General features: G+C 56.7%; 21 protein-coding genes. 12 read left to right on the forward strand and 9 right to left on the reverse strand.

From position 1 onward, the window contains the following. Positions 1–17 precede the first annotated feature (17 nt). Complete coding sequence (locus INF61_RS12930; RefSeq protein ID WP_015570441.1) at positions 18–344, reverse strand: DUF1971 domain-containing protein; 327 nt, start codon at positions 342–344, stop codon at positions 18–20. Positions 345–587: 243 nt separating this feature from the next. On the opposite strand from INF61_RS12930, the gene INF61_RS12935 reads away from it, so the two are divergent. Continuing rightward, the gene (locus INF61_RS12935; protein WP_003856960.1) at positions 588–761 is read left to right on the forward strand and encodes a GhoT/OrtT family toxin; all 174 of its coding nucleotides are present in this window, start codon (positions 588–590) and stop codon (positions 759–761) included. A gap of 86 nt (positions 762–847) precedes the next feature. After that, the gene (locus tag INF61_RS12940) at positions 848–1,606 is read left to right on the forward strand and encodes an alpha/beta fold hydrolase (protein WP_039270671.1); all 759 of its coding nucleotides are present in this window, start codon (positions 848–850) and stop codon (positions 1,604–1,606) included. 33 nt (positions 1,607–1,639) lie between these two features. Here INF61_RS12940 and INF61_RS12945 read toward each other — a convergent pair whose 3' ends face one another. From INF61_RS12945 to INF61_RS12955, 3 genes are read right to left on the reverse strand one after another with little or no spacing between them, the layout of a single operon-like run. After that, on the reverse strand, positions 1,640–3,814 hold the full coding sequence (locus INF61_RS12945; RefSeq protein ID WP_045334952.1) for a virulence factor SrfC family protein: 2,175 nt from the start codon (positions 3,812–3,814) through the stop codon (positions 1,640–1,642). Next, a complete protein-coding gene (locus INF61_RS12950) occupies positions 3,811–6,792 on the reverse strand; it encodes a virulence factor SrfB (protein ID WP_193547805.1) in 2,982 nt (993 codons plus the stop codon). Before INF61_RS12950 ends, INF61_RS12945 begins: the two co-directional genes overlap by 4 nt. A gap of 4 nt (positions 6,793–6,796) precedes the next feature. Further along, positions 6,797–8,128 carry an SrfA family protein gene (locus INF61_RS12955; protein WP_154054557.1) on the reverse strand — a complete coding sequence of 444 codons (1,332 nt, stop codon included), beginning with the start codon at positions 8,126–8,128 and terminating at the stop codon, positions 6,797–6,799. 282 nt (positions 8,129–8,410) lie between these two features. On the opposite strand from INF61_RS12955, the gene INF61_RS12960 reads away from it, so the two are divergent. Together INF61_RS12960 and INF61_RS12965 are read left to right on the forward strand one after the other, a co-directional pair. Further along, positions 8,411–10,009 (forward strand): ABC transporter substrate-binding protein, encoded by a 1,599-nt coding sequence (locus INF61_RS12960; protein WP_003856968.1) that lies wholly within the window; start codon positions 8,411–8,413, stop codon positions 10,007–10,009. 101 nt (positions 10,010–10,110) lie between these two features. After that, a complete protein-coding gene (locus INF61_RS12965; protein ID WP_032669817.1) occupies positions 10,111–10,344 on the forward strand; it encodes a YdcY family protein in 234 nt (77 codons plus the stop codon). 3 nt (positions 10,345–10,347) lie between these two features. On the opposite strand, the gene INF61_RS12970 is transcribed toward INF61_RS12965, so the two are convergent. Then, positions 10,348–10,797 carry a DMT family transporter gene (locus INF61_RS12970; RefSeq protein ID WP_045334946.1) on the reverse strand — a complete coding sequence of 150 codons (450 nt, stop codon included), beginning with the start codon at positions 10,795–10,797 and terminating at the stop codon, positions 10,348–10,350. Next, positions 10,794–11,312: a GNAT family N-acetyltransferase gene (locus INF61_RS12975; protein WP_015570449.1), complete on the reverse strand. Its 519-nt coding sequence runs from the start codon at positions 11,310–11,312 to the stop codon at positions 10,794–10,796. Before INF61_RS12975 ends, INF61_RS12970 begins: the two co-directional genes overlap by 4 nt. A gap of 148 nt (positions 11,313–11,460) precedes the next feature. On the opposite strand from INF61_RS12975, the gene INF61_RS12980 reads away from it, so the two are divergent. From INF61_RS12980 to INF61_RS12990, 3 genes are all read left to right on the forward strand, one after another. Then, positions 11,461–12,036, forward strand: coding sequence for a helix-turn-helix domain-containing protein (locus tag INF61_RS12980; protein ID WP_017382277.1), 576 nt, complete (start codon positions 11,461–11,463; stop codon positions 12,034–12,036). Positions 12,037–12,102: 66 nt separating this feature from the next. Then, positions 12,103–13,137, forward strand: a complete 1,035-nt coding sequence (locus tag INF61_RS12985; RefSeq protein ID WP_180249234.1) for an NADP-dependent oxidoreductase — start codon at positions 12,103–12,105, stop codon at positions 13,135–13,137. 259 nt (positions 13,138–13,396) lie between these two features. After that, positions 13,397–14,065, forward strand: coding sequence for a GntR family transcriptional regulator (locus tag INF61_RS12990; RefSeq protein WP_003856981.1), 669 nt, complete (start codon positions 13,397–13,399; stop codon positions 14,063–14,065). A gap of 122 nt (positions 14,066–14,187) precedes the next feature. Here the strand turns inward: INF61_RS12990 and pqqU are convergent, their stop codons facing one another. Beyond that, the gene (gene pqqU, locus INF61_RS12995; RefSeq protein WP_193547806.1) at positions 14,188–16,305 is read right to left on the reverse strand and encodes a TonB-dependent receptor PqqU; all 2,118 of its coding nucleotides are present in this window, start codon (positions 16,303–16,305) and stop codon (positions 14,188–14,190) included. A gap of 246 nt (positions 16,306–16,551) precedes the next feature. Between pqqU and INF61_RS13000 the strand changes: the two genes are divergently transcribed. Then, positions 16,552–17,613: a YncE family protein gene (locus INF61_RS13000; RefSeq protein ID WP_193547807.1), complete on the forward strand. Its 1,062-nt coding sequence runs from the start codon at positions 16,552–16,554 to the stop codon at positions 17,611–17,613. Between the two features lie 92 nt (positions 17,614–17,705). Here the strand turns inward: INF61_RS13000 and ansP are convergent, their stop codons facing one another. Both ansP and INF61_RS13010 read right to left on the reverse strand, forming a co-directional pair. Beyond that, positions 17,706–19,202, reverse strand: a complete 1,497-nt coding sequence (ansP, locus tag INF61_RS13005; RefSeq protein ID WP_015570454.1) for an L-asparagine permease — start codon at positions 19,200–19,202, stop codon at positions 17,706–17,708. 327 nt (positions 19,203–19,529) lie between these two features. Continuing rightward, positions 19,530–20,420 carry a LysR family transcriptional regulator gene (locus INF61_RS13010; RefSeq protein ID WP_015570455.1) on the reverse strand — a complete coding sequence of 297 codons (891 nt, stop codon included), beginning with the start codon at positions 20,418–20,420 and terminating at the stop codon, positions 19,530–19,532. Between the two features lie 112 nt (positions 20,421–20,532). Here INF61_RS13010 and INF61_RS13015 point away from each other — a divergent pair, with 112 nt between their 5' ends. From INF61_RS13015 to INF61_RS13030, 4 genes are all read left to right on the forward strand, one after another. Continuing rightward, complete coding sequence (locus tag INF61_RS13015; protein ID WP_015570456.1) at positions 20,533–20,931, forward strand: cupin domain-containing protein; 399 nt, start codon at positions 20,533–20,535, stop codon at positions 20,929–20,931. A 71-nt stretch (positions 20,932–21,002) separates the two neighbouring features. Next, complete coding sequence (locus INF61_RS13020; RefSeq protein WP_017693371.1) at positions 21,003–21,542, forward strand: shikimate kinase; 540 nt, start codon at positions 21,003–21,005, stop codon at positions 21,540–21,542. Positions 21,543–21,651: 109 nt separating this feature from the next. Next, positions 21,652–22,653, forward strand: a complete 1,002-nt coding sequence (locus tag INF61_RS13025) for an LLM class flavin-dependent oxidoreductase (protein ID WP_032653686.1) — start codon at positions 21,652–21,654, stop codon at positions 22,651–22,653. Next, positions 22,650–23,771 (forward strand): amidohydrolase, encoded by a 1,122-nt coding sequence (locus INF61_RS13030; protein WP_017382285.1) that lies wholly within the window; start codon positions 22,650–22,652, stop codon positions 23,769–23,771. Before INF61_RS13025 ends, INF61_RS13030 begins: the two co-directional genes overlap by 4 nt. The last annotated feature ends 14 nt before the right edge of the window (positions 23,772–23,785 follow it).

Here is a 23,785-nt window from a genome sequence, read left to right on the forward strand (position 1 = left end):
TTCATGTTGGCGGGCGCTTAAAGGGACTTAAGCACCTCAGGTTCAACAAAGAATTCAATATTGAACAGGGTGTCGTCGGTCATCACCTCAATGTGGTGCCATCTCTCTGGCGGGAAAACGCCGAAACGACCCGCTTCAATGACGAGCTCGCTGTCAGGCTCAGGTGTAAATTCATCAGCATAGCCCAGATAACGCACTGCGCCACGCATCACCGACAGGCGAGGGTAAACGCCCGGACGCGTGCCCGTATCCAGGTGGCGTTTAAAAATGCCGGCGGGGGCCGTTTCTTTGTTCCAGAAAGGCGTGGAACGGGTGTGAATGCAACTCTGCGGAATGCGTAGCATGTTTCCTCCCTTAAAAGCCTGCTGGTATTAAACTGCTTTCTGAGGGGATGGATTTATCAAAAAGTGCATTTAATATGCACCTTATCAATAATAACCGTTTTTCTTTACCCGGCGTTGTTACACAAGGTACTCAGTTGTTATTATCCTTAGTATTTAAGTGGTTATGATGTAACGAAAAAACTTGATCTGTGTCAACATATGACGCATATTGCGTGCGGTTATTTTTCGGCTCAGGTAAACAGAATGACGTTGTATCAAAAGATGTTGGTGTTCTACGCAATCATGGCCTCCATCTGCGCATTAATCACCTGGTTCCTGTCTAAAGATCGTAAACGTATTCGCCTGTTGAGCGCATTCCTGGTGGGTTCCACCTGGCCGATGAGCTTTCCTGTTGCCCTGTTGATCTCTCTTTTCTGAAGCACGCTTCCAGAATCGGCATCCAGACATAGCATTCCATACATTGAGGCTGTATAAATATACAGTCCGTCATACATGGAGTGCTTATGAACAGTTTCTATTCGCAGCAAGCAGGCTGCACTGTGCGCTGGCAGGATCTTCCCGGTTTCGGTGACCCGGTTGTGTTTATCCACGGGTTGGGCTGTGCATCGTCGTATGAATATCCTCGTATTGTCTGTGATACCCGTTTCGGGGGGCGCAGAGCCATTCTGATCGATCTTCCCGGTAGCGGTTACAGTGACAAACCTGACAACTACCGTTATCGCACGAGCGAACAGGCGCAGGTGGTGGTTGAACTGTTAAACCATCTCGCCCTGGATAGTCTCTGGCTGTATGGTCATAGCATGGGGGGGAGTATCGCGATCGAAACGGCAGCACTGTTAACGTCGCGCGTTAAGGGCCTGATAGTATCTGAACCCAATTTTCATGCGGGTGGCGGGATGTTCAGCCGAGCAATTGCGGCCCAAACGGAACAACATTTTCTGGAACAGGGCTATGATGACATGCTGCGGGCGGAAACGTCGCCGTGGGCTGGAAGCCTTCAAAGCAATGCCCCCTGGGCCGTCTGGCGCGGCGCAACAAGCCTGGTCGAGGGCGTTAAACCTGACTGGGCACACCTGTTCTTGTCATTGAGCTGCCCGGTAATGTTAGTTTTTGGTGAGCGATCCCTGCCTGATGACGATTTTAATCGCCTGCAACAAAACGGCGTTGCTGTAAAAATTATCCCTGATGCGGGCCATTCAATGTCCTGGGAAAACCCGTCAGCGTTGGCTCAGGCTTTATCTGGCTTCATAAACGGCTCATGAAGGGGTAGCCCGCATTGCTGCGGGCTGCAATGATTAAGACAGCAGGGCAGACAAGGCTTTCCGCGCAGCAGGCTGAACGTCATACGGGCACTGATAATCCACGTTTTCAATCGCGCGGGTGTAGAGCGCAACCAGCCAGTCATAAACATAGGCTGTCGCCGCATGGACAGGCTGCTCGCCAAGTCGGGTAAGACGGGGTGAAGCGCTGCTCACAACTGGCGTCACAAAAATTGGCTGACCTTTGCGGATCCGGCTTGCAGGCCGTTCAGAAACGGGCGTCATTTCATAGCCAAGCCAGCTAATGAAATTGCCTGTCGCGGCATGCAGCTGCGCGGCGCTGCTTTTATCTTTTTCTGCAATGCGTTGCAGTTGCAGCGGCAGATCCAGCCGGTAGCTGGTAACGATCAGCACATCCGCAATCTGCTGTAATACCTCTGCGTCCAGGCCCAGACGGGCAGCCGCCGCGTCGTTGCGACTCCACTGACGAAGATGGTTAACCCACACGTTATGGGCCAGCCGCGCCTTGTCTTTGGTCTGCAACGCGCCTGGATTTTCCTGCGTCTCTTCCGCAAACAGATCGATAACATCGTTAAACAGGCCGTTGACCTGTTCCTCACGAGGCTGGTGAACGGTCAGCAGCGTCTCAAACGCGTTTAACGGCGGCAGAAGTCCCTCAAGCAGTTCACCATGACGAGCGGCACTGCCTTGCAGCGTTCGGACCATTTTTTCGGCCTGTGCCCGCCCTGCGCCTGGCTCCTGAGTGAGAGGCGCGACATATGGGCGAATCAGCGTCGACAGCGACTCTTGTAACAGCCTTTTCAGCGCGCGGAGACGCTTCTGGCGCTGTGCCGGCAGGGTAGCCTGCGACAGCCACTCAATCACCCGCTGCATGCTGTGGGTATCGAGCGCCTGGAGCGTGCCCCAGCGCAGACCCGGCTGGCCCAGCAATTGCTGCACCGCTTCGTCCAGATTCTGCTTTGTGGTAAACCGCGCATCATGAGGGGTAATGGCCCAGACCAGCCCCGGCAATGCGGATTCTTCAACCGGCTGCGTCTCTTTGACCCAGTTTTGCAGGAGCCTTGCCGTTTTCGCGGTCTGCTGGTGGTGCGCCGTCGCATTGCAGATAACCAGGACATCCGGCTGAATGTGCTGACGATAATGCTCCAGCAACCACAGGCATTTTGCCTGCATCATCAGCGGCGTGTTTTCCTCAGAAATGGCCGGAATATCAATGACGTCAACGTTATCCAGCACGCAGTTCTCAACGGGCAGCTCCACTTCGCGGGTCAGAGATGCCAGTACATCGACGGGCAGGCTAATGGCGTTAAGCAGCTCGCCGTTTTTTACCGGATGAAGCAGTGTTTCCTGTGCTTCCGGCACGGTAAACGCCCCGTGCGTAAGGAAGCCTTCGCAGGGCAGACCAAAGCTGTCCACCAGCAGACTCAACGGCGCCGCAAGCGCGCTGGCATGGCTGGTTTGATGCAGCACCTGGGCGAATTTAAGCCACTGCTGGGTTAACTCCTGCTGCTCACCCCACAGCAGAGACCAGACGCTGGCGCGGGTGCTGAGATCAAGCGACGGAACCAGCAGGGCAAACTGGTGCCACAGGGCATCATCAATATGCTGCTTAGCGCCGGGTACTACGCTTTGCCAGAACCGGGCAATGGTCGCGACTTCCCGCGCCGTCATTCCCGGCACGCTCTGCGGTTGACGCAGCGCCCGCCACTTCTCAAGCCGGGCTTCAATCACCGATTTATCCACCGCGCGGATCTGCGGATCCAGCGTGGTGCGCGCGATAAACAGCTGCACCAGCTCGGCCTCCGTTACCAGGCGCAGGCGCAGGGGAAACGCGTCGTCTGCGACCTCGCGGGACGCTCTGCTGAAACGCACGGCCATGTTGGTCGGTGCATGCCCGGGGTTAATATGCGAGAAGTAATCAAACGTGCGTTGACCCGGCGTAACGTTCAGCCGTTCGTCCCCGCTGCCGCAAAGAGCAGCCAGCAGGTGCGCTTTCGCGGCCTGCGAGTGGCCATATAAGCCGATACTGCCTTGGCTGACAAGGGCGCGATCGAGCGCCTCTTCACGCGCGCTTACTGCGTTAAGGCGGGCAAGCAGGGCGTCGGCTTCGTTATCCAGCATCGGGGCGTGCTGTCGCGTCTCGTTGATCCACCCGATTAAGGCCTGAGTGGTGGCAGTCGTCGCAGTCATTTGAGGTATACGCTCCCGCTGTCGATCCAGTAGTGGCTGCCGCTGTGTCGGCGATCGGCCAGAGTATTCAGTTTAAATGTCAGGGCATCAGGCGGCACGGGCGTGCCGTCCTGTAGCCAGGCATCACTCAGCTCGAAAGATTCCGGGCCTTCCTGCTTATTGCCGCCACGCAGCTTCAGGCGCACGTTCAGTACGCCGTCGCCCGCAATGGCTTTCGCCAGCTCGGCTGAGTTGATGCTCAGGGTATAGAGCGGCGTCGCGGGCCAGCGGGCATTGGCCAACTGCCGGAAGCCGAGCGTAACGTTGCCGCGCAGCGGGAAGTGCAGACGGGCGTCCAGTTTCGCGCCGGGTTTATCGAGGTCGATATCGTGATACCAGACGTTCTCGTCCCGCAGGGTATTGATCGTGTTATCCAGCACGCCCAGATAGCGCACCGTAGAATACGCGCCGATATCCGCTGCTTTAAAGTTAAAGCGCGGCAGACGAAGATCCAGCGCCAGGCTACAGAGCATCGCTCCCACCGCAGCGGTGGATTTCGGGTTGCCGATCCGTCCCTGCTGGCTGAACGGATACCATTCATGAACCTGGTATTTATCCAGCCAGACGATGCGGTTGACGGGCACCGGTTGCAGGTGCCGAATCAAGGCCTGAACGCCCGGCAGACAGCCCGGCCGTCCCGTGATCAGCAGGATATCGCAGCTGTAATGAGAGATCGCCTCACATACCGCATGAAGCGGGGCGGCAAGCGTGAACTGACCCGCCAGCATGGCGTCCCGCATCTCCCGGAAGCTGACGTGCAGCGGTACGCTGAACAGATCAAAGTGTTCTGAGCCGGCAGGCAACGCATGGTCGATCGCCTGCTGGAGATAATTCATCACGTTGCGCGTCGGTTTTTGCGCAAGCAGATCGCCAAAGGTGGCATGCAGCCCGGCCAGCGGATCGTCAACATCGCTCGATTCCCACGCCGCCAGGATCGCGTGACCGATCGGCATAAAAAGCTGAAGCGCCGTCTGCTGGCGCAGGACCGCCTGGGTATCGATCCGCCCGGAGTCGCCGAACAGGGATGCCATCAGTTGGGAAGCATCGGCTATGCCGGATTTCTGAAGCTGGGTTTGCAGCGCAGGCAGAACGTAGCGCTGGATCACGTCCAGCAGCGTGTCGTCGCCAGCGACCTTAAACCCTTCGCGGAACAGCAGCTGTGGGGTGATTTTGACGTTATTCCCGGAACCATCATCTAACTGATAGTGCGTGATAGCCATATCCGTAGTGCCGCCGCCGATATCAATCGAGGCCACGCGCAGCGCACGCCCCGGCTGGACGTCAGGCTCAGGCGCGCGATCCGGACGGGCGAGGGAGGCGAAAAAGGCCTCGGTCTGACCGCCGAAATGGGAAATGGCTTCGTTATACAGCCACACCAGCTGGCCGCAGCTGGCCTCGTCCCACTCCATCTGGATCTCAGGAACCGGCACCACGCTTTTTTCCTGCTGCTTGCGGCTGGCAAAATCTTCATCCTGCGGGTGCCAGCCCATCGCTTTCCAGACGATGGCGATGGCTTCGAACATGCGGCGACGGAAAATCTCGCGCTCCTGTTTCGGCATCGCCGAAGGCAGGGTGAGGATCAGCGTCCGCAGCTGGCGGGGAGAGGCCGGGAAGCCGAGCCGCAGGCGGGTGGCCACGCTGTTAATCTGACCAAGCGCCTGAGCCAGCAGCTCGCAGAGCATGTGCGTCATCAGGGTGCTACGGCTGTACTGCGGAGAGAACACCGGCAGGCGTTCATCCTGCGGCAGCGTAAAGAGCGGTTCCCCGTCGTCGTTCATCAGGTTCATCAGGGGAAACGCGGTTGCCAGCGGTTCGCGCTGGGTTTTGCTGTTCATCTGGCTAAAGCGCCAGTCCTGCACCACCGGCGTCTCGTCCCACAGATAGCGACGCGGGCTGGAAATGCCGCTGTTGCCTTCGGTGCCCAGACGCTGCATCGCCAGCTTTCGCGCTTCATCACCCACGCGGACAATCGACGGCCAGACGAACGCATCCTCCCGGCCGCTTTCCACCGAGAAGTGTTGCTTGCCAAAACGCGCTTCGGAAAATTCAAGACGGCTGGTAAACAGCGGTTCATTCAGGAACTGCGGCTCACTCAGCGATCGTACCTGAAGTTCAGCCGTCTGGCGCAGGCCGTCGTTGGCATCACCATGATCTTCAATAATCACGCCGCAGGTATGGGTGTTGCCTACGTCAAGGATCAGATCGACAGGAATAGCAGGGGTGCTCAGGGTATGGGTGACAAACTTCACTTCCGGCACGGTGAGTTGTTCACCGAGCATGGAGAGCAGGTTGAGCCAGTGCGCCTGATATTCAAAGCTGCGCATGGCCTGATGCAGCTCGCGCTCGGAGCGTTTTTCAACCCCGTCGGCAAACTGCGTGAAGGCTTCACGGAGCCAGCCGTCAATCCAGGTCTGGTCGAGGAAACTTTCAACCTCACTGTCGCGCCAGGCGAGCGCGAAACGCGTGCCGTTCAGGATATCGTTTTCAACCGGCGACAGGGCAGACGTCGCATGCTCTGGAATCTGGCTGTCGAGCGCGACGGTGACCCGGTGCGTATTGCCAGCTGCGTCGGGCGTGGAAAGCTTTCGTACCTGGACGCGCGCCCAGTTATCCGGGCCTTCAACAAACGTCCGCGGCGGGTTAAAGCGCAGGAAAGGGAGTGGCAGCCAGACGCCGTCCAGCACGGTCAGGGAGTCATGCAGTGGAATGGTGCTTTCAGGCTTGACCACTTCCGGCTGCCCGCCATCGGTGGCAGGGAGCGTGTACCGGCCGTTAACCAGGTCAAAATCCAGGCGCAGCAGCGGGCCATTTGCCGTTTTACGCACGAAACGCCCGTTGCTGGCGGTGTCCTGCGGAGTCAGGCCAAAATCGAGAAACTGCACGCCGCTGTTAGCAATCAGCGTCACGCTCTGTTTATAGTCGCAAAGATTAACCAGCATAGGATCAGACACCTGCTTTCTTGAACGTCAGAGGAACGACGGTGTTGGCATCGTAACGTGCGGTGCATTCCGCCACGTCGCTGGCACCCGCCTTACAGGTCACTTCCGGCATCGGATAGCGTGAACCGTCGGTGCAACGCGCGTTTCCGCGCGTTTTGATCAACAGCTCGCCGTTGCTGTGTAATCCGGAAAAGACGTCCACCCGGCAGACGATGTTGTCGCCATGCACGACCCGGGCGAAACCTTTATTGTTCTGGATCTGGTAGCGCAGCGACGGCGGTTTGCCGGTGAGCGGATCCTGCACATCGAGAAATGCGCGCCAGGTGCCATTCAGGAAGCGCGTTAACCCCGCTTTGACCTGGTTTGCCTCCATCACCATCGCATCTTTCGGTATCGCGGTAATGACCACCGGTTCGGCTGCCGGGGCAGGCGTTTTCACCTTCGGCTCTACCACTTCGGCCTGGTGCAGCGGGAGTTTCAGTTCAAGCGGCTCAACCGACTTTATGGGGGCCGGAGCAATGGCGACAGGCGCTGGCGCTGGTGTGGCAACAGGCGCTGCGGTCGGGGCCTGTTTTGGCCAGAGCAGCGGGGTGGCGATGGCTGCAATAATGACGGCGGCAACCGGCAGCAACCACAGGGGGGAGCGACGTTTTTTCTGTAAGGCCGCCGGTGCGGGCTCTGGCGGCGCGGCGTTCATGCGCACCGGCTCTGGCGTATACAGCTCATCGTCGGTGATACGGACGGTAGCCGCAGGCGTGATAAGCGGCGCATCGGCCTGCTCAAAGGTCATCACCGGGGCCGGTTCTGGCTCCGGTTCAGGTTCGTTAATCATCTCGGGTGCAGGTTCAGGGACCAACGATTCGCGCAGGCAGTCCAGCACGTCGTCGCGCGCGTTTTCGTTAAGGTTGACGAAACCCCAGAAGCAGATCACCGGCTTGCCATCCACCAGGAAAACAAAGTTTTCACCGGGAAACTGAAAGGCTTTTGAGAGCAGAGAGCCAAACAGTTGCTGCGCCGTTTTCGGTGACTGAAGGCATTTTTTACTCAGCGACTCCACGCTGGCGAGCGTGTTTTCCAGATAGCGCAGGGCGCGATAACGATCATCTTCATCCGCCGCCCTCCAGCTGGAGACGGTTCCCTCAACCGGGGAGTACCAGTCAACGCGATCCCCGCCGTCGTTGACCTGAGGAATGGCCAGGCAATCGACGATAGCCTGCTGTTTGCGCAACCGAAGTGCTTCGCGGATTTGCAGCGCTGATTCAAAAACGGCCTGTCCGCCGCCGCCAACGGCCTGAAAATCATCCAGATTACCGCTGCGTAAAAGTGTTTTTGCCACGATTTGGTCCTGTAGACTTCTTCACGCCATTACTGTAACGAAACAGGTAAGCAAGCAAACGGCGGAGGAGACGACAAAAGGGATGATTTCTTGCGGCATTGATCGTGACGGTTGTGCTTGACGAATAATGAACCTTAAGGCAAATCGGTTTCTGCGGGGTGATGCTAAAACCAGCGAAATGTACGGCTTTAGAATAACCTGATAGTGATTCGTTATTTGTCAGGCCAAAACGTCTGTGCTGTTATTACTGTTCACTATAATAAAACCGAAAGGGTAATAACCATGTCTACAGGGAAAACCGTGCTCGCCCTCGCGCTGAGCGCGCTGCTACCGGCAAGCGCCGCATGGGCGGCAAACAAAGACACCATTATCTACTGCTCCGAGGCGTCGCCGGAGTCGTTTAACCCGCAAATCGCCAGCTCTGGCCCCTCGTTTGTCGCCAGCTCGCAAACGCTCTATAACCGTCTGATTAACTTCGACCCGGTAAAAAACACGCCGGTGCCTTCTCTGGCCGAGTCGTGGACCATTTCGCCAGACGGCAAAACATACACGTTTACCCTGCGTAAAGGGGTGAAATTCAACAGCAATAAATACTTCAAACCGACCCGTGATTTTAACGCTGATGACGTTATTTTCTCCGTTATGCGTCAGAAAGACCCTAAGCATCCCTATCACAATGTTTCCCAGGGTAATTACGAATACTTTAATGACGTGGGCCTCGACAAGCTCATTCAGGATGTGAAAAAGATCGACGATTATCACGTTCAGTTCACGCTGAGTGAACCCAACGCGGCGTTCCTGGCCGACTGGGGAATGGACTTCGCCTCGATCCTCTCAGCCGAGTACGCGGACGCGATGCTGAAAAAGGGTACGCCTGAAAATGTGGATACCTGGCCAATCGGCACCGGCCCGTATGTGCTTCAGCAGTACAAGGTGGATTCGCTGATCCGCTACGTCGCCAACCCGAACTACTGGGACGGTGAGGTGCCGACCAAACACCTGATCTTCTCCATCACGCCAAACGTTGAGACGCGTCTGGCGAAGCTGCAAACGAATGAATGTCAGATCATTCCTGCGCCGTCGCCGGTGCAGTTTGAAGCGATCAAGAAAAACAAAGACCTGACCCTGCACTCGGTGGATGCGCTGAACGTTGGGTACCTGGCGTTTAATACGGAGAAAAAACCGTTTGATAACGTGCTGGTGCGCCAGGCTCTGAATTACGCGACGGACAAAAAGGCCATTGTGAACGCGGTCTTTATGGGGTCTGGTACGGTCGCTAAATCGCCGATCCCGCCGAACATGCTCGGCTTTAATAAAGACCTGAAGGATTACGGCTACGATCCGGAAAAAGCGAAAGCGCTGCTGAAGCAGGCGGGTCTGGAGAAGGGCGCGGAAGTGACCCTCTGGTCCATGCCGGTTCAGCGTCCGTACAACCCGAACTCGCGACGCATTGCGGAGATGATCCAGGCTGACTGGGCGAAAGTGGGCGTGAAGGCGAAAATCGTCTCCTACGAGTGGGGGGAATATCTCTCCGGCATGCGTAAAGGCGAGCATGATTCCGCGCTGTTCGGCTGGATGTCTGATAACGGCGATCCGGACAACTTCGCCGATGTGTTGCTGGGTTGTAACAGTATCAAAACCGGTTCAAACGCCGCGCGCTGGTGTGATAAGGGGTATGATGAACTGGTGCAAAAGGCTAAACTGACCAGCAACCCGGACGAACGTGCGAAGCTGTATGGCCAGGCACAGGAGATTTTCTACCAGCAGGCGCCGTGGATTGCGTTAGCTAACGGCAAAACGTTCTACGCGACCCGCAGCAATGTGACCGGGTACAGCGTGAGCCTGATGGGCAGTGACTTCTCGAAAGCGAAGCTGAACTGATCGTATTCTTGCCGGGTGGCGGCTACGCCTTACCGGGCCTACATTTAGCACCCGTAGGCTCGGTAAGCGTAGCGCCACCGGGCATTTGGAAAGGAGTGACAATGTCCCATTTAACCGATGTTATCGCCCGCGTCGACGCCGCCATCGAAGAGAGCGTAATTACCCACATGAACGAACTGCTGATCGAATTAAGCGATGATGCAGAGCTCAGCCGTGAAGATCGCTATACCCAGCAGCAGCGCCTGCGTACCGCGATTGCGCATCATGGTAAGCAGCATAAAGAAGAGGCGGAGGCGCGCCATGCCCACCTCACGCAGGGTGGGACTATCCTGTAAGGGTCAAAACTGGCGCCGTGCCACCAGCCAGGCGCCGACCACCAGCATCACTGCGCCGCAGACCGGGCCAACCAGCGCCCGCAGGGGGACACCGTTGCTCTTGAGGATGTCCATCACCAGGCCGCCAATCAGCTGGCTTGCCACCAGCACGGCAATGGTCGTTGCCGCGCCCACATTCTGATACCCGCTAATACTGGCAAAGACAAAAAATGACCCCAGCAGGCCGGGTACTAACGTCCACCAGCGCACCGTTGACGCCAGTTCGCTAAACCCCGCCAGGCCATTTTTCACCAGCAAAATGCTGACAAACAGCACAATCCCCACCAGCGAGTTCAGCAGCATGGCGATAAGAATGGTGGAAGAGGATTGCGTAATGCGCACCATCAGGGTGTTTTGCACCACCAGCCCAATCCCGGCGGCCACCAGAAACGCTAACGTCAACGATTGATTCATGGCAGAGCATCCGGATCGCTGCGCTCATCGAGCTGGAGTTGCATAAAGGTTAAATCCAGCCAGCGACCGAATTTGGTTCCCACCTGCGGCATATTACCGGTGGTAACAAAGCCCAGGGTTTCGTGCAGATGAATCGACGCCTGATTCTGCGCCTCGATACCGGCAACCATCACATGTTTACCAATCTGGCGGGCTTCCTTGATTAATTCCGTCATCAGCAGCCGACCGATGCCTTTGCCCTGATGATCGGGATGAACGTAAACCGAGTGCTCCACCGTATGGCGAAAACCGTCGAACGCTCGCCAGTCGCCAAATGAGGCGTATCCCGTCACAACACCTTCTTCTTCACTGACCAGCACCGGATAACCCAACAGCGTGCGCGCCTCAAACCATGCAATACGGTTATCGGTGTCGACAGTTGTATCGTTCCAGATGGCGGCGGTGTGCAGCACCGCATGGTTATAAATTTCACCGATAGCGGCACAATCTTCTTTGCAGGCATGACGAACGATCATGGTTAACCTCTGGCTGTGTTGTTTACTATAGTAGTACGATTCACTCACAATATTACACAGTTCTTGTGTTGCATCGCTACGACAAAATCCCTATTTTTTTGTCACCAAACTGCCCCGAAAAACCATCCGTACACTATAGTATGACGTCATGAACACAATGACAGACAATATGAATCAACGCATTAGCGCCCGCATACGCCTTGAACGCGAGTCGCGGGGCTGGTCATTAAGCGAACTGGCCGAACGGGCAGGTATTTCACGCGCCATGATCCATAAGATTGAACGGGGGGACAGTAGCCCAACGGCGACGCTGCTTGCCCGGTTATCCGGTGCCTTCGGTATTAGCATGTCTACGCTCATTGCGCGCGCGGAAATGCAGGAGGGCAAACTGTTACGTCTGGCGAACCAGCCCGTCTGGCGCGATCCGCAAACCCACTATTTACGTCGTCATGTGTCGCCGCGCAGCGATATGCCTATTGACCTCGTCCAGGTGGAACTGCCCGCGGGCAGCGATGTGCCGATGCCCGCCTCCTCTTATGCGCTGGCGCGACAGCTGATTTGGTTGCAGGCAGGTGAACTTGTCTTTCTGGAGGGGGACACCCGCCATGAAATGAAGGCCGGAGATTGTCTGGAACTCGGGCCGCCGAACGACTGCCGGTTTATTAACGAAACGGATGAATCGTGCCTTTATCTGGTCGTGCGGCTTAATCAGTCCGGCTCATAATGCAAAGGCGATCCGCAGGATAACGTGCCAGACTTGAATGACATTTTCAGCTGTAAGGAGCGATGAATGAGTCAATCAACTACGCAAAACCGACGCTGGGTACTGGCTTCCCGTCCACACGGCGCACCGGTTGCCGAAAATTTCCGCCTGGAAGAGCAGCCGATCCCCTCGCCCGCAGAGGGGCAGGTGTTATTACGCACCGTATGGCTCTCGCTTGATCCGTACATGCGTGGCCGTATGAGCGATGCCCCATCCTATTCACCTCCTGTCGAGATTGGCGCGGTGATGGTGGGCGGCACGGTAAGCCGCGTCGAGACCTCCCGCCATCCGGATTATAAAGAGGGCGAGTGGGTTCTGGGCTACAGCGGCTGGCAGGAGTATGAACTTTCCGACGGGAAAGGGCTGGTCAGGCTGGGCGAAAACCCGTCGCACCCTTCATGGGCACTCGGCGTGCTGGGAATGCCGGGCTTCACCGCGTATATGGGGCTGCTTGATATCGGCCAGCCTCAGGCGGGAGAAACGCTTGTCGTGGCGGCAGCCACGGGGCCGGTCGGCGCAACGGTGGGGCAGATCGGTAAAATCAAGGGGTGCCGGGTTATCGGCGTGGCTGGCGGGGAGGAGAAATGCCGTCATGCGGTCGACGTGCTCGGTTTCGACGCCTGTCTGGATCACCATGCGGATAATTTTTCCGAACAGCTGGCGAAAGCCTGCCCGCAGGGCATTGACGTGTATTATGAAAACGTCGGCGGTAAAGTCTTTGACGCCGTACTGCCGCTCCTGAATACCTCCGCGCGCGTACCTGTTTGCGGACTGGTCAGCGGCTACAACGCGACCAACCTGCCGGATGGTCCGGATCGCTTGCCGCTGCTGATGGGGACCATCCTCAAAAAACGCATCCGCATGCAGGGCTTTATCATCGCTCAGGACTATGGTCATCGTATCGACGAGTTCCAGCAGGAAATGGGACGCTGGGTGAAGGAAGGCAAAATTCACTATCGCGAGCAGGTCACCGAAGGGCTGGACGCGGCGCCGGAGGCGCTGATTGGGCTGCTGGAAGGGAAAAACTTCGGCAAGGTCGTGATCCGCGTGGCGGCGGACTAAACAGAGCATCGGTTATGGCGGGCAAAGTCCGCCATAATTATTTGTGAAGATACGATATATTGTCTTTAATTAATCCATAAGCATTGCGCGCCATCGGCCCAGCTGAGCCAGAAGTGGTAAACGTAATATTAATTGAACAATTTTTATTTTAACGCGCGCCCTTCATACCAGGCATGACGATACAGGATATATCAAACCGGCGATGTTTTTTTAAACAGTCGCTGAAAATGGCATTTTGTTTTGGCTACGGGAATTAAACATGCTTGATTTGGAAAATCTGGAAAAAGCACAAAGAATCAGTCTGACGATGCAAGTTGAGAACAGTTTAAAGGGAGCGTTAATTACGGGCTCATTAAAACCTGGGGCTCGACTCATCACGAAAGAGATTGCGGATAAATTAGGCACCAGCATCACACCGGTGCGCGAAGCCCTGCTGCGCCTGGTGTCGGCAGGCGCATTACAGGCCACGCCTGCTCAGGCGTTTTTGGTGCCAGAGGTTACGCTGGAGCGTTATAACGAAATTAACGCCATTCGAAAACAGCTTGAGCCGATGGCCGTTGCGGCGGCGTGTCAGAATATGACCGAGACCAAACTGGATGCATTACGCGCGCTGTCAGATAACTTCAGCACCGCCATGCATCAGGGCGACGTGCAGAAGGCGATCCATGCCAACCGCGTGTTCCGGTTTACGCTTTATCAGTATGCCGAAATGCCGACCCTGAACTCGCTGATTGAGCAGCTCTGGGTACGGATTGGTCCGTGTATCAACTACCTGCACGAAGAGATGAAAGATATCCCTGCAACGACTTACCATTATGCCGATCTGCTTTCTGCGCTTGAGCAAAGGGACGTGACGGCCAGTCGGGAAGCGATCGACCGAGCCATTGATGAAGCTAATATCCTCCTGCAACGGCAATACTACAGTTAAGGATCGCACTGGCGCACTTATTTTTTTATTCGTTTTAAACTTCCCTGAGTATATTCCCGGCGCTTAAGGCTACCGGGAATGATGTTATTTTTTACCGGCAACGTGCGCTGCCGGAAAATGTTTTACTCAAAGCGATAAGAGACCGACAGGCCCACGCCATAGTTACGGCCAGGGGCGGGTTCGTAATAGCGATTGTAGCCAGCGTTAACAATCTCTGAACCGACGTACTCTTTATCAAACAGGTTATCGACGCGACCAAAGATGTCCATTCCCCATTTGCCGTAATTGAGTTTATACCCGGTATTCAGACCGACCACGGTATAAGAGGGCGCTTTGGCGGTATTGGTGTCGTTTGTCATCACGTCGCTCATGTAGCGGGCATCTGCCCCCGCGTACCAGCCTTCCTCAGGCTCCCAGCCAAACGACGCATACCCCATGTTACGGGCAATACCCGGCATTCGGTTGCCGCTACAATCTGATTTATCACAGACGTTGGTACGGTAGGTCGCGTCAAGGTAGGTCCACGCCATTTTCAGCTTCCAGTTCTCGGCAAACTGCTGATCGAGCGCAATTTCCATACCCTGACGGCGCGTTTTACCGGCATTTTTATAGCTGGTACGGCGTTCATTGTCTTTATCTACCACGATCTCATTGTCGGTATCCGTGCGGAACAGCGCCGCCGTCAGGATGCCATTGCCGATGCGGGTTTTGCTGCCAATCTCATAGGTGTTGTTGGTTGACGGTTGCAGATTAATATTGAGGCCGCCTTTGCCATCAGAACGGTAGGAGAGTTCGTTGATGGTCGGGGTCTCAAATCCACGTCCCGCCGCGGCATACAGGTTCCAGGCGTCGGTCACGGCGTATTTCACCGCACCAGCCGGGAGCCATTTATGGTAGCTGGCGTCACCGCTGTCATCGCCGTTTTGCGGGGTAATGTAATGATCGTTGGAGTCAAACCAGACGGAGCTGTAACGCACGCCCGCCTCAACAGACAGCTTTTGCGTGAGCTGCCACTGGGTTTGCAGGTAGGGATCAAGGTTCCACATCAGGTTACGTTCGTCACGGCGTTTGTTACCCTTCACGCCAAAATCCGGCACGCCATTGTTCATCACGAAGTTTTCATACCCGCGGCGATTTTCACTCATATTTTCGTAGTTAAGGCCGGTGGTAAACGTTACCGGCACCAGCAGCTCGCCGCGGTGGGTCCAGCGGGTATCAATACCCTGATAATGGCGCTGCATATCAATTACGCCGCCCGAATGCGCAGGATTGTCACGCTGAGTGGACGCCGGAATGGACTGGTACTGGGTCATTTCACGCTCACCGGCATACATCATCACGCTGAGGTCGTCCTGTTCGCTCAGCTGACGGTCGTAGCGGATCCCAGCCTGGGTCTGCTTAATGGTTTTACGCGTATTGTACTGATCGCCACGGGGTGACTGGCGCGGGTTGTTCTGCCACTCCTGATAACTCAGTCCGCCCGGATCGTTGGCTTTCATGTCCACGCTGTTAAAAATCAGCGTTAGCTTGCTGACATCATCAATGCGCACGCCCAGTTTCGCGTTGGCGAGGTTTTTCCGTGCGCCGCTGTGGTCACGATAGCCATGTGTGGTGAAACGGGTGGTGGATACCGCATAGTCCACATCCCCCGCCTGAGTCCCGTCGCCCACCGCACCGGTGGCCTTCATGCCGTAACGCCAGGTGCCGTAGCTGCCGTAATAGCTGCTGGCTTCAATTGTGGCTGGCTGTTGTCCGGTCTGGGTGTTGATGTTGATCACGCCGCCGGAGGCATTGCCGTACAGGGCAGAGAAGGGGCCGCGCAGCACGTCGACGCTCTCAATGCTGTTGAGGTCAATGTTTGACGTCTGCCCCTGGCCGTCGGGCATGGTTGCCGGAATGCCGTCCACGTACATGCGGATCCCGCGTACGCCGAAGGTTGAACGCGCGCCGAATCCGCGAACGGAAAGTTGCAGATCCTGAGCATAGTTCTGGCGGTTCTGGATTTGCAGGCCGGGTACGCTCCCAAGGGTTTCAGAAAAGTTGATGCGCGGTGTGGCATGTCGCATATCCTCGCCGCTCACCACGCTGACTGCGGCGGGGGTGTCCAGTTCGGAGACGGTTTGCGGCGCGGCGCTGACGATCAGAGTCTGTTCATCCGCGGCCATCGCACTCAGCGGGCCAAAAATGACGGGAACGAACAGCAGTGGTAGTGATGCCTTGCGGGCAGTAATAATTTTCATGGAGTAAACCGGTTAAGAAAAATTCGAACCAAATCAACTGGAACCTGTGTATATATGTTAAATCCTTTGTAAATGTTATGAAAACTATAACCGCACATTTCGTGAATGTAAGGCTTTGAAGGAAAGAAATACTCCACATTCAACTCATTAATGATTACTATTCTCATTAAAATAACGGCAAAGCGATGACTTTGCCCACCGGAAGTGATGTCAGCGGTAAATCTCCTCATTTAAAAAGGAATTGTTATGTCTTTACGTCATCTGTGCTCGCCGCGCCTGCGTGGGTCTCTGCTGTTGGGCTCTTTACTGTTTGCCGGTACGTTCCAGGTTCATGCCGCTGAAGAGATGCTGCGCAAAGCGGTCGGCAAGGGCGCGTATGAAATGGCCGTCAGCCAGCAGGAAAACGCGCTGTGGGTTGCGACGTCACAAAGCCGCAAAACCGATAAGGGCGGCGTGGTCTATCGTCTGGATACGGTCACGCTGGAAGTGACGCAGGCGATTCATAACGATCTCAAGCCGTTTGGCGCCACGATCGATAACGCCACCCAGACGCTGTGGTTCGGTAACACCGTCAACAGCACCGTGACGGCGATTGACGCCAAAACGAGCGAGGTGAAAGGGCGCCTGGTGCTGGACGATCGCAAGCGTAGCGACACGGTGAAGCCGCTTCAGCCGCGCCAGCTGGTGGCCGATGACACGACCAATACGGTGTACATTACCGGTATCGGCAAGGAGAGCGTGATCTGGGTTGTTGATGGCGCAACGCTGAAGCTGAAGGACACCATCACCAACACCGGCACGTTCAGCACCGGTCTGGCGCTGGATGCGAAGGCAAAACGCCTGTATACCACCAATGCGGACGGTGAGCTGGTGACCATTGATACGGCAACCAACAAAATCCTCAGTCGTAAAAAAGTGCAGGATGACGGAAAAGAGCACTTCTACCTGAACCTGAGCCTGGACACTGCCGGCCAGCGTGCGTTTGTGACGGATTCAAAACAGCCAGAAGTGCTGGTGGTGAATCTGAAAGATGGCAGCGTGATGCAGAAAATCGCCGCGCCAGCATCGCTGGCCGTACTGTTTAACCCGGCGCGTAACGAAGCCTATGTGACGCACCGCGAGGCGGGCAAGGTGAGCGTGATTGACGCCAAAACCTACAAAGTGACCAGGACCTACGATACCCCGGTTTACCCGAACAGCCTGGCGCTGTCTGCGGACGGTAAAACGCTGTATGTAACGGTGAAACAGAAATCAACCCGTCAGCAGGAAGCGACCCAGCCTGACGATGTGATTCGTATCGCGCTGTGATGGTGGAATTGCCCGGTGGCGCTGCGCTTACCGGGCCTACAAAACCATGAGATGTAGGCCGGGTAAGGCGAAGCCGCCACCCGGCTTTTTTATTAACGCGAGGTTTCTTCTACCAGCGGTGCGTCGTGCTTTTCATCGTCGTGATGAAGCGGCGCGGTGCTGTGGATCTCGTGAACGCGCTTACGCACGCCGAACCAGCCAGCAATCAGCAGAACCGCCAGCAGTGGAATCGTCGCGATGGTGTAAGTACCGTTCGGGTAGTCAAACGCCATCAGTACCAGCACGCTGAACAGGAACAGCAGGGTGAGCCAGGAGGTCACCGGTGCGCCCGGCATCTTGAAGCACACATCAGCCGCTTTGCCTTCTTTGATCGCTTTGCGCAGACGCATCTGGCAGACCACAATAAAGGCCCAGGAGGCGATAATCCCCAGTGCAGCCACGTTCAGAACGATCTCAAATACGCGGGACGGCACCAGATAGTTCAGGAACACGCCAAAGACGTAAACCACCAGCGTGGCCAGAATCCCCGCATAAGGAACCTGCTGCCTGCTCATCTTCGACATAAACTTCGGCGCAGAGCCTCCCATCGACATGGAGCGCAGGATACGGCCCGTCGAATAGAGCCCGGAGTTCAGGCTGGAGAGCGCGGCGGTCAGTACCACGATGTTCATGATGCTGCCCACGTACGGCACGCCCAGCTTAGAGAAGAAGGTTACAAACGGGCTTTGCCCCGCCTGGTATGCATTCCACGGCAGCAGCAGCACCAGCAGCACCACGGAACCCACATAGAACAGACCGATACGCCAGATCACGCTGTTGATGGCTTTTGGCACCATCGTCTGCGGATCTTTACATTCACCAGCCGCCGTACCGACCAGTTCGATGGAAGCAAAGGCGAACACCACCCCCTGCACCAGAACCAGCGCTGGCAGCAGGCCGTGCGGGAAGAAACCACCGTTATCGGTAATCAGGTGGAAGCCGGTTGCGTTACCGTCCAGTGGTTTACCGGTACCGAGGAATACGGTCCCGACCACCAGGAAGATCACAATGGCCAGCACCTTCACCAGTGCGAACCAGAACTCCATCTCGGCGAACCATTTCACGCCGATCATGTTCATGGTCCCGACAATTGCCAGCGCCCCAAGGGCGAACACCCACTGCGGCACATCGCCAAACGCGCCCCAGTAGTGCATGTACAGCGCTACGGCGGTGATATCGACGATACCGGTCATCGCCCAGTTAACGAAGTACATCCAGCCCGCGACATACGCGGCTTTTTCACCAAGAAACTCGCGGGCGTAAGAGACAAAGCTGCCGCTGGAAGGGCGGTGGAGTACCAGTTCGCCGAGGGCGCGAAGGATGAAGAAAGAGAAGATCCCGCACACCAGATAGACCAGGGCGAGAGCGGGGCCAGCCATTTGCAGACGTGCGCCTGCACCTAAAAACAGACCTGTACCGATAGCGCCGCCGATGGCGATCATCTGCACCTGACGGTTGCCCATCGCCTTGTGATAGCCCTCTTCATGAGAGTTCAACCAGCGACGTTTCGCAGCATGATGATCGGCTGCGCTTTTATTGCTTGTTTTCATTGAGTTACCTGTTTGCCTGTCTGAACCATTAACGTGATAGTCCTGCCTGGCAGAAGCCGAAACAAACGATTGCTTCTGCGCAGACACATGCCGCCTTTCCAGTCATTCTGTGTATGGATAAGGCAAAACATGGCGAGGCATCCTACCCGCAATTGTTAAGCGACGCAAAATATAACCGTGTCGAAAGTGATGCTCGTCGAAGGAAATCGTGTGGTCAGAGCAGACGGCGATCACAACGCGCTGAATCGTGACGTTTTTTTAGGCAAAAAGGTCGGCGAATGCTGATTTAATCATCAGGTTTACTTAATAGTTACTTATAGGTAGAGACTATGAATGCCGCAGGGCTGCAATGAGTAATGCAAAGGCGGTAGTGTGCTGGCGGCGGCTCGGATAATACAGATGGTATCCCGTAAAAGCCGGGCACCAGGCTTCAAGCACACGCACTAACCGGCTCTCAGCAAGGGCGTCCTGAACCGCATCTTCCGGGACGTACGCCAGCCCCAGACCGTTTTCGGCGGCATCGATGCGTTGCGGCAGGCTGTTGAGGATCAGCTGGCCGTCAACCCGCACGCGCAGCTCACGTCCGTCCCGTTCAAATTCCCAGGCATATAATCCGCCGCGTGTGGGCAGGCGCATATTAATGCAGCGGTGCTGATCAAGCTGCTCCGGCGTTTCCGGTACGCCGAAACGTTGCAAATACTCTGCCGACCCGACGACCGCCATGCGCATGTCCGGCGCAATACGAACGGCAATCATATCTTTCGCCACCTGCTCACCCAGACGCACCCCCGCGTCAAAGCGGCCATCGACAATATCAGTCAGCCCATTGTCCACCGTGACTTCAACGTTGATATCAGGATACTGCGCCATAAAGGGTTTAAGCACAGGCCACAGCACCGCAGACATGGCGTGCTCCCCGGCGGTAAGGCGAATATTCCCGGCAGGTCTGTCGCGGGTATCACGCAGCGCGGTGAGTTCCTGCTCGATCTCCAGCAGATGGGGGCTTAAGCGCATGAAGAGTTGCTCGCCGGCCTCGGTAGGGGCCACGCTACGGGTGGTGCGGGTTAACAGACGGACTTCCAGCCTCGTTTCCAGATTGCGCATTGCGTGGCTGAGCGCCGACTGAGATACCCCAAGCTGCGCCGCGGCGCGGGTAAAGCTGCGCTCCCGGGCGACGACCATAAAGGAAAGCAGATCGTTGAAGTTGTCTTTTAACATGGCGGTTTACTCGATTTATGAATTGAATTCATGGTTCCTTTCTGATTATGCACTCTAATGCTCCCCATGGCTTTACGCTACTGTTAACGCAACAGCAAACGAGGAGTTAATCATGAAAATTATCCGTAGCGGTTCGTTACCTTCCGTACAGGGGCCAGAGGCCTGGTTTACCGGCTGCGTGCGCATTGACGCGCCTTTCCAGGCGACTGAACCGGCAAAAGTCGGCGGCGCGACCGTCACCTTTGAACCCGGCGCACGTACCGCCTGGCATACGCATCCTCTTGGACAAACGCTGATCGTGACGCAGGGGCGCGGCTGGTTACAGGAGTGGGGGAAAGAGGCGGAACCCCTGAATCAGGGTGATATCGCCTGGATCCCACCCGGCGTGAAGCACTGGCACGGCGCAAGCGCGCAGACGGCCATGACCCATATCGCCATCGCAGAAGCTGTCGACGGGAGCCCGGTGGCATGGCTGGAGAAGGTCACCGACGAGCAGTATCCGAACGAGTAGTCTGGCGTTTCGTAAACAAATTATTAACGTTATGATTCGATCCGTTTTCTTCAGCATGTGCAGGCGGAACGGTGAAAATCAATATCATAGGCACCAGCGGAAGTGGGAAAAGCACGTTTGGCAGGCGAATCGCGGAGGCGCTGGCTATCCCTTACATTGAGATGGACAGGCTTTACTGGCGAGCGAACTGGCAGGGAACACCGGATGATGAGTTTCTTGCAACCCTGGAAAAAGCGCTCGCCGCCTCGCCTGACTGGGTCCTGGACGGGAATTACAACCGCACACGCGACGTTAAGTGGCGCGACGTCGATCTGGTGGTGTGGATAGATCGTGGGTTTATCCGCACGCTCTGGCAGGCGGTGACGCGGGCCTCCAGACGCGCCTGGCACAAACAGGAGCTCTGGCCCGGCACGGGGAACCGCGAAAGCTTTCGTCGGTCGTTCCTTAGCAAGGACTCTATTATCATCTGGACGATCAAAACCTGGCGCAGCAACCGCAAACGATATGAGGCGGATATGCAAAACCCGCAGTACGCACACATTCGCTTTCTCCGCATTACCCGACGGCAGGATGCGGAAAGACTCATTACATCGCTCAAATCACGCCGATGACAGACTCTCTATTGCCGTTTTCCGGCAATCCAAATGTAAATTAATTGTTTCTCAGAGGTGAAATCCACCTTTAATAATGACGACATGTTAAGTCAAACGAGAACGCAACATGTCATGGCGAATCAGCATTCTGGATAAAAGCCCCGTCGCAGAACACGAAACAGCCGCCGATGCGCTGGCGCGAACCTTAGCACTGGCGCAACAGGCAGAAACGCTGGGTTATCACCGCTTCTGGATTGCCGAACACCACAATACCCCGCAGCTTGCCAGCCCCTCGCCGGAGCTGCTGATTGCCTGGATCCTCGGGCAAACAAAACGTATTCGCGTGGGCTCAGGCGGCGTCATGCTGCAACATTACAGCCCCTATAAAGTCGCCGAAAATTTTAACGTACTGGCCGCCATTGCGCCGGGCCGGGTTGATCTGGGCGTTGGCAAAGCGCCCGGCGGTCTGCCGCTCTCTACCCGCGCCTTGCAGCATGGCCTTAATCCGCAGGAAAAAGGCAGCTTTGCTGAACAACTGACGCAGCTCGATCGCTGGATCCGCCCTGAAAATCAGTCAGCGGAGGAGGACGTTCGCGCCACGCCGCTGCCGCCGGTGCCTGCCCGGGGGTTTCTGCTGGGCGCCAGCACAGAAAGCGCGCTGCTGGCGGCCTCCCTTGACTGGCATTTTGTCTTTGCCGCCCATCTGAACGGTGATCCTGAGCTGCTACGCGAGGTCGTCACAGCCTGGCGTCAACACAGCGTCCGGGAGGTGATTGTGGCCGTGCAGGCCATTGTTGCCCCAACCCAGGCTGAGGCCGATGCGCTGGCGCAGAAGGTTGAAGTGTGGGGCGTGGAGCTGGCAAACGGACAGCGCGTCACCGTCGCCAGCGAAGAACAGGCCTACGCCTTTGCGCGGCAGGCGGGGAGTGAACCGGTGCGCATCGCGCGTCGGGCGCAGTCTCTGCTGGCCGGAACGGCGGCGTCGGTGCTTGAACAGCTCAACGCGCTGCATCAGCAGTGGGGGATTGACGAATTTATCATCGACACGCCGGTCGCTGATGGCGCAACGCGCGTACAGTCCCTGCGACTGCTGGCCGAGGCGCGTCTTAACAGGGAGGTTACCGTATGAGCTTTAGCGAACAACTGATTGCCTGGCGCCGTGAGCTGCACCAGAACCCTGAACTCTCTGGTCAGGAGGTCGAAACAACGGCGCGCCTGCGCGAGTGGCTGACGGCAGCCGGGATTGCCCCGCTGCCTTACGATCTCCAGACCGGGCTGGTTGCGGAGATCGGCACGGGCAACGCACTGGTTGCGCTGCGCGCCGATATCGACGCGTTACCCATCGACGAGCGCAGCGGGGTGCCGTTTAGCTCCCGGCGCGCCGGGGTGATGCATGCCTGCGGACACGACATTCACACCAGCGTGATCCTCGGCGCCGCGCTAAAGCTGAAAGAGCGGGAAGCCTCGCTCAACGGTCGCGTGCGGATCCTGTTCCAGCCAGCGGAAGAGAATTTCGGCGGAGCAAAAAGCATGGTGCGGGCCGGGGCGTTACGCGACGTACGCGCGATTTTCGGGATGCATAACGAGCCGTCACTGCCGGTCGGCGAGTTTGCCACGCGCGGCGGCCCGTTCTATGCCAACGTTGATCGCTTCGTTATTCACGTGACCGGCAAAGGCGCGCATGCCGCACGTCCCCATGAAGGCAACGACGCCATCGTGCTGGCAAGCCAGCTGGTAACCGCGCTGCAAAGCGTAGCCAGCCGTAACGTCAACACGCTGGATTCGGTTGTTCTGAGCGTGACGCGCATCGCCGGGGGGAATACCTGGAACGTGCTGCCGGAAAGCGTTGAGCTGGAGGGCACGCTGCGCACGCACCGCACGGAAGTGCAGCAGAACGTGAAAGCGCGCGTCGGTGAAATCGCCGCCGGATTTGCCAGCGCCTTTAGCGCGCAAATCAACATCACCTGGTACGCCGGGCCCACCGCGCTGGTGAACGATGAGCACTGGGCCGGGTTTGCCACCTCGGTCGCGCGCGAAGCGGGATATGAAACCCGGCATGCGGAACTGCACATGGGCGGGGAGGATTTCGCGGTCTATCTGCAAAACATACCCGGCGCGTTTGTCAGCATTGGCAGCAACAGTCCGTTTGGGTTACATCACCCGGCATTTAACCCGGACGAAGCATTAATCGAACCCGCTGCCCGCTATTTTGCTCAGCTCGCGGAAAAAGCCCTGCAACACGTTTAATTAATTTGAGGTGA

The sequence above is a fragment of the Enterobacter cloacae complex sp. P18RS genome (assembly GCF_014982105.1).
Classification (GTDB): Bacteria; Pseudomonadota; Gammaproteobacteria; order Enterobacterales; family Enterobacteriaceae; genus Enterobacter; species Enterobacter hormaechei_C.

Coding starts and splice junctions, on each gene's coding strand:
- INF61_RS12965 (WP_032669817.1), top strand. CDS start 10,111: ATGTCCCATTTAACCGATGTTATCGCCCGCGTCGACGCCGCCATCGAA.
- INF61_RS13025 (WP_032653686.1), top strand. CDS start 21,652: ATGTCATGGCGAATCAGCATTCTGGATAAAAGCCCCGTCGCAGAACAC.
- INF61_RS12975 (WP_015570449.1), bottom strand. CDS start 11,312: ATGATCGTTCGTCATGCCTGCAAAGAAGATTGTGCCGCTATCGGTGAA.
- INF61_RS12970 (WP_045334946.1), bottom strand. CDS start 10,797: ATGAATCAATCGTTGACGTTAGCGTTTCTGGTGGCCGCCGGGATTGGG.
- ansP (WP_015570454.1), bottom strand. CDS start 19,202: ATGAAAACAAGCAATAAAAGCGCAGCCGATCATCATGCTGCGAAACGT.
- pqqU (WP_193547806.1), bottom strand. CDS start 16,305: ATGAAAATTATTACTGCCCGCAAGGCATCACTACCACTGCTGTTCGTT.
- INF61_RS13000 (WP_193547807.1), top strand. CDS start 16,552: ATGTCTTTACGTCATCTGTGCTCGCCGCGCCTGCGTGGGTCTCTGCTG.
- INF61_RS12985 (WP_180249234.1), top strand. CDS start 12,103: ATGAGTCAATCAACTACGCAAAACCGACGCTGGGTACTGGCTTCCCGT.
- INF61_RS12945 (WP_045334952.1), bottom strand. CDS start 3,814: ATGACTGCGACGACTGCCACCACTCAGGCCTTAATCGGGTGGATCAAC.
- INF61_RS12960 (WP_003856968.1), top strand. CDS start 8,411: ATGTCTACAGGGAAAACCGTGCTCGCCCTCGCGCTGAGCGCGCTGCTA.
- INF61_RS12935 (WP_003856960.1), top strand. CDS start 588: ATGACGTTGTATCAAAAGATGTTGGTGTTCTACGCAATCATGGCCTCC.
- INF61_RS13015 (WP_015570456.1), top strand. CDS start 20,533: ATGAAAATTATCCGTAGCGGTTCGTTACCTTCCGTACAGGGGCCAGAG.
- INF61_RS12990 (WP_003856981.1), top strand. CDS start 13,397: ATGCTTGATTTGGAAAATCTGGAAAAAGCACAAAGAATCAGTCTGACG.
- INF61_RS13010 (WP_015570455.1), bottom strand. CDS start 20,420: ATGTTAAAAGACAACTTCAACGATCTGCTTTCCTTTATGGTCGTCGCC.
- INF61_RS12940 (WP_039270671.1), top strand. CDS start 848: ATGAACAGTTTCTATTCGCAGCAAGCAGGCTGCACTGTGCGCTGGCAG.
- INF61_RS13030 (WP_017382285.1), top strand. CDS start 22,650: ATGAGCTTTAGCGAACAACTGATTGCCTGGCGCCGTGAGCTGCACCAG.
- INF61_RS12930 (WP_015570441.1), bottom strand. CDS start 344: ATGCTACGCATTCCGCAGAGTTGCATTCACACCCGTTCCACGCCTTTC.
- INF61_RS12950 (WP_193547805.1), bottom strand. CDS start 6,792: ATGCTGGTTAATCTTTGCGACTATAAACAGAGCGTGACGCTGATTGCT.
- INF61_RS12980 (WP_017382277.1), top strand. CDS start 11,461: ATGAACACAATGACAGACAATATGAATCAACGCATTAGCGCCCGCATA.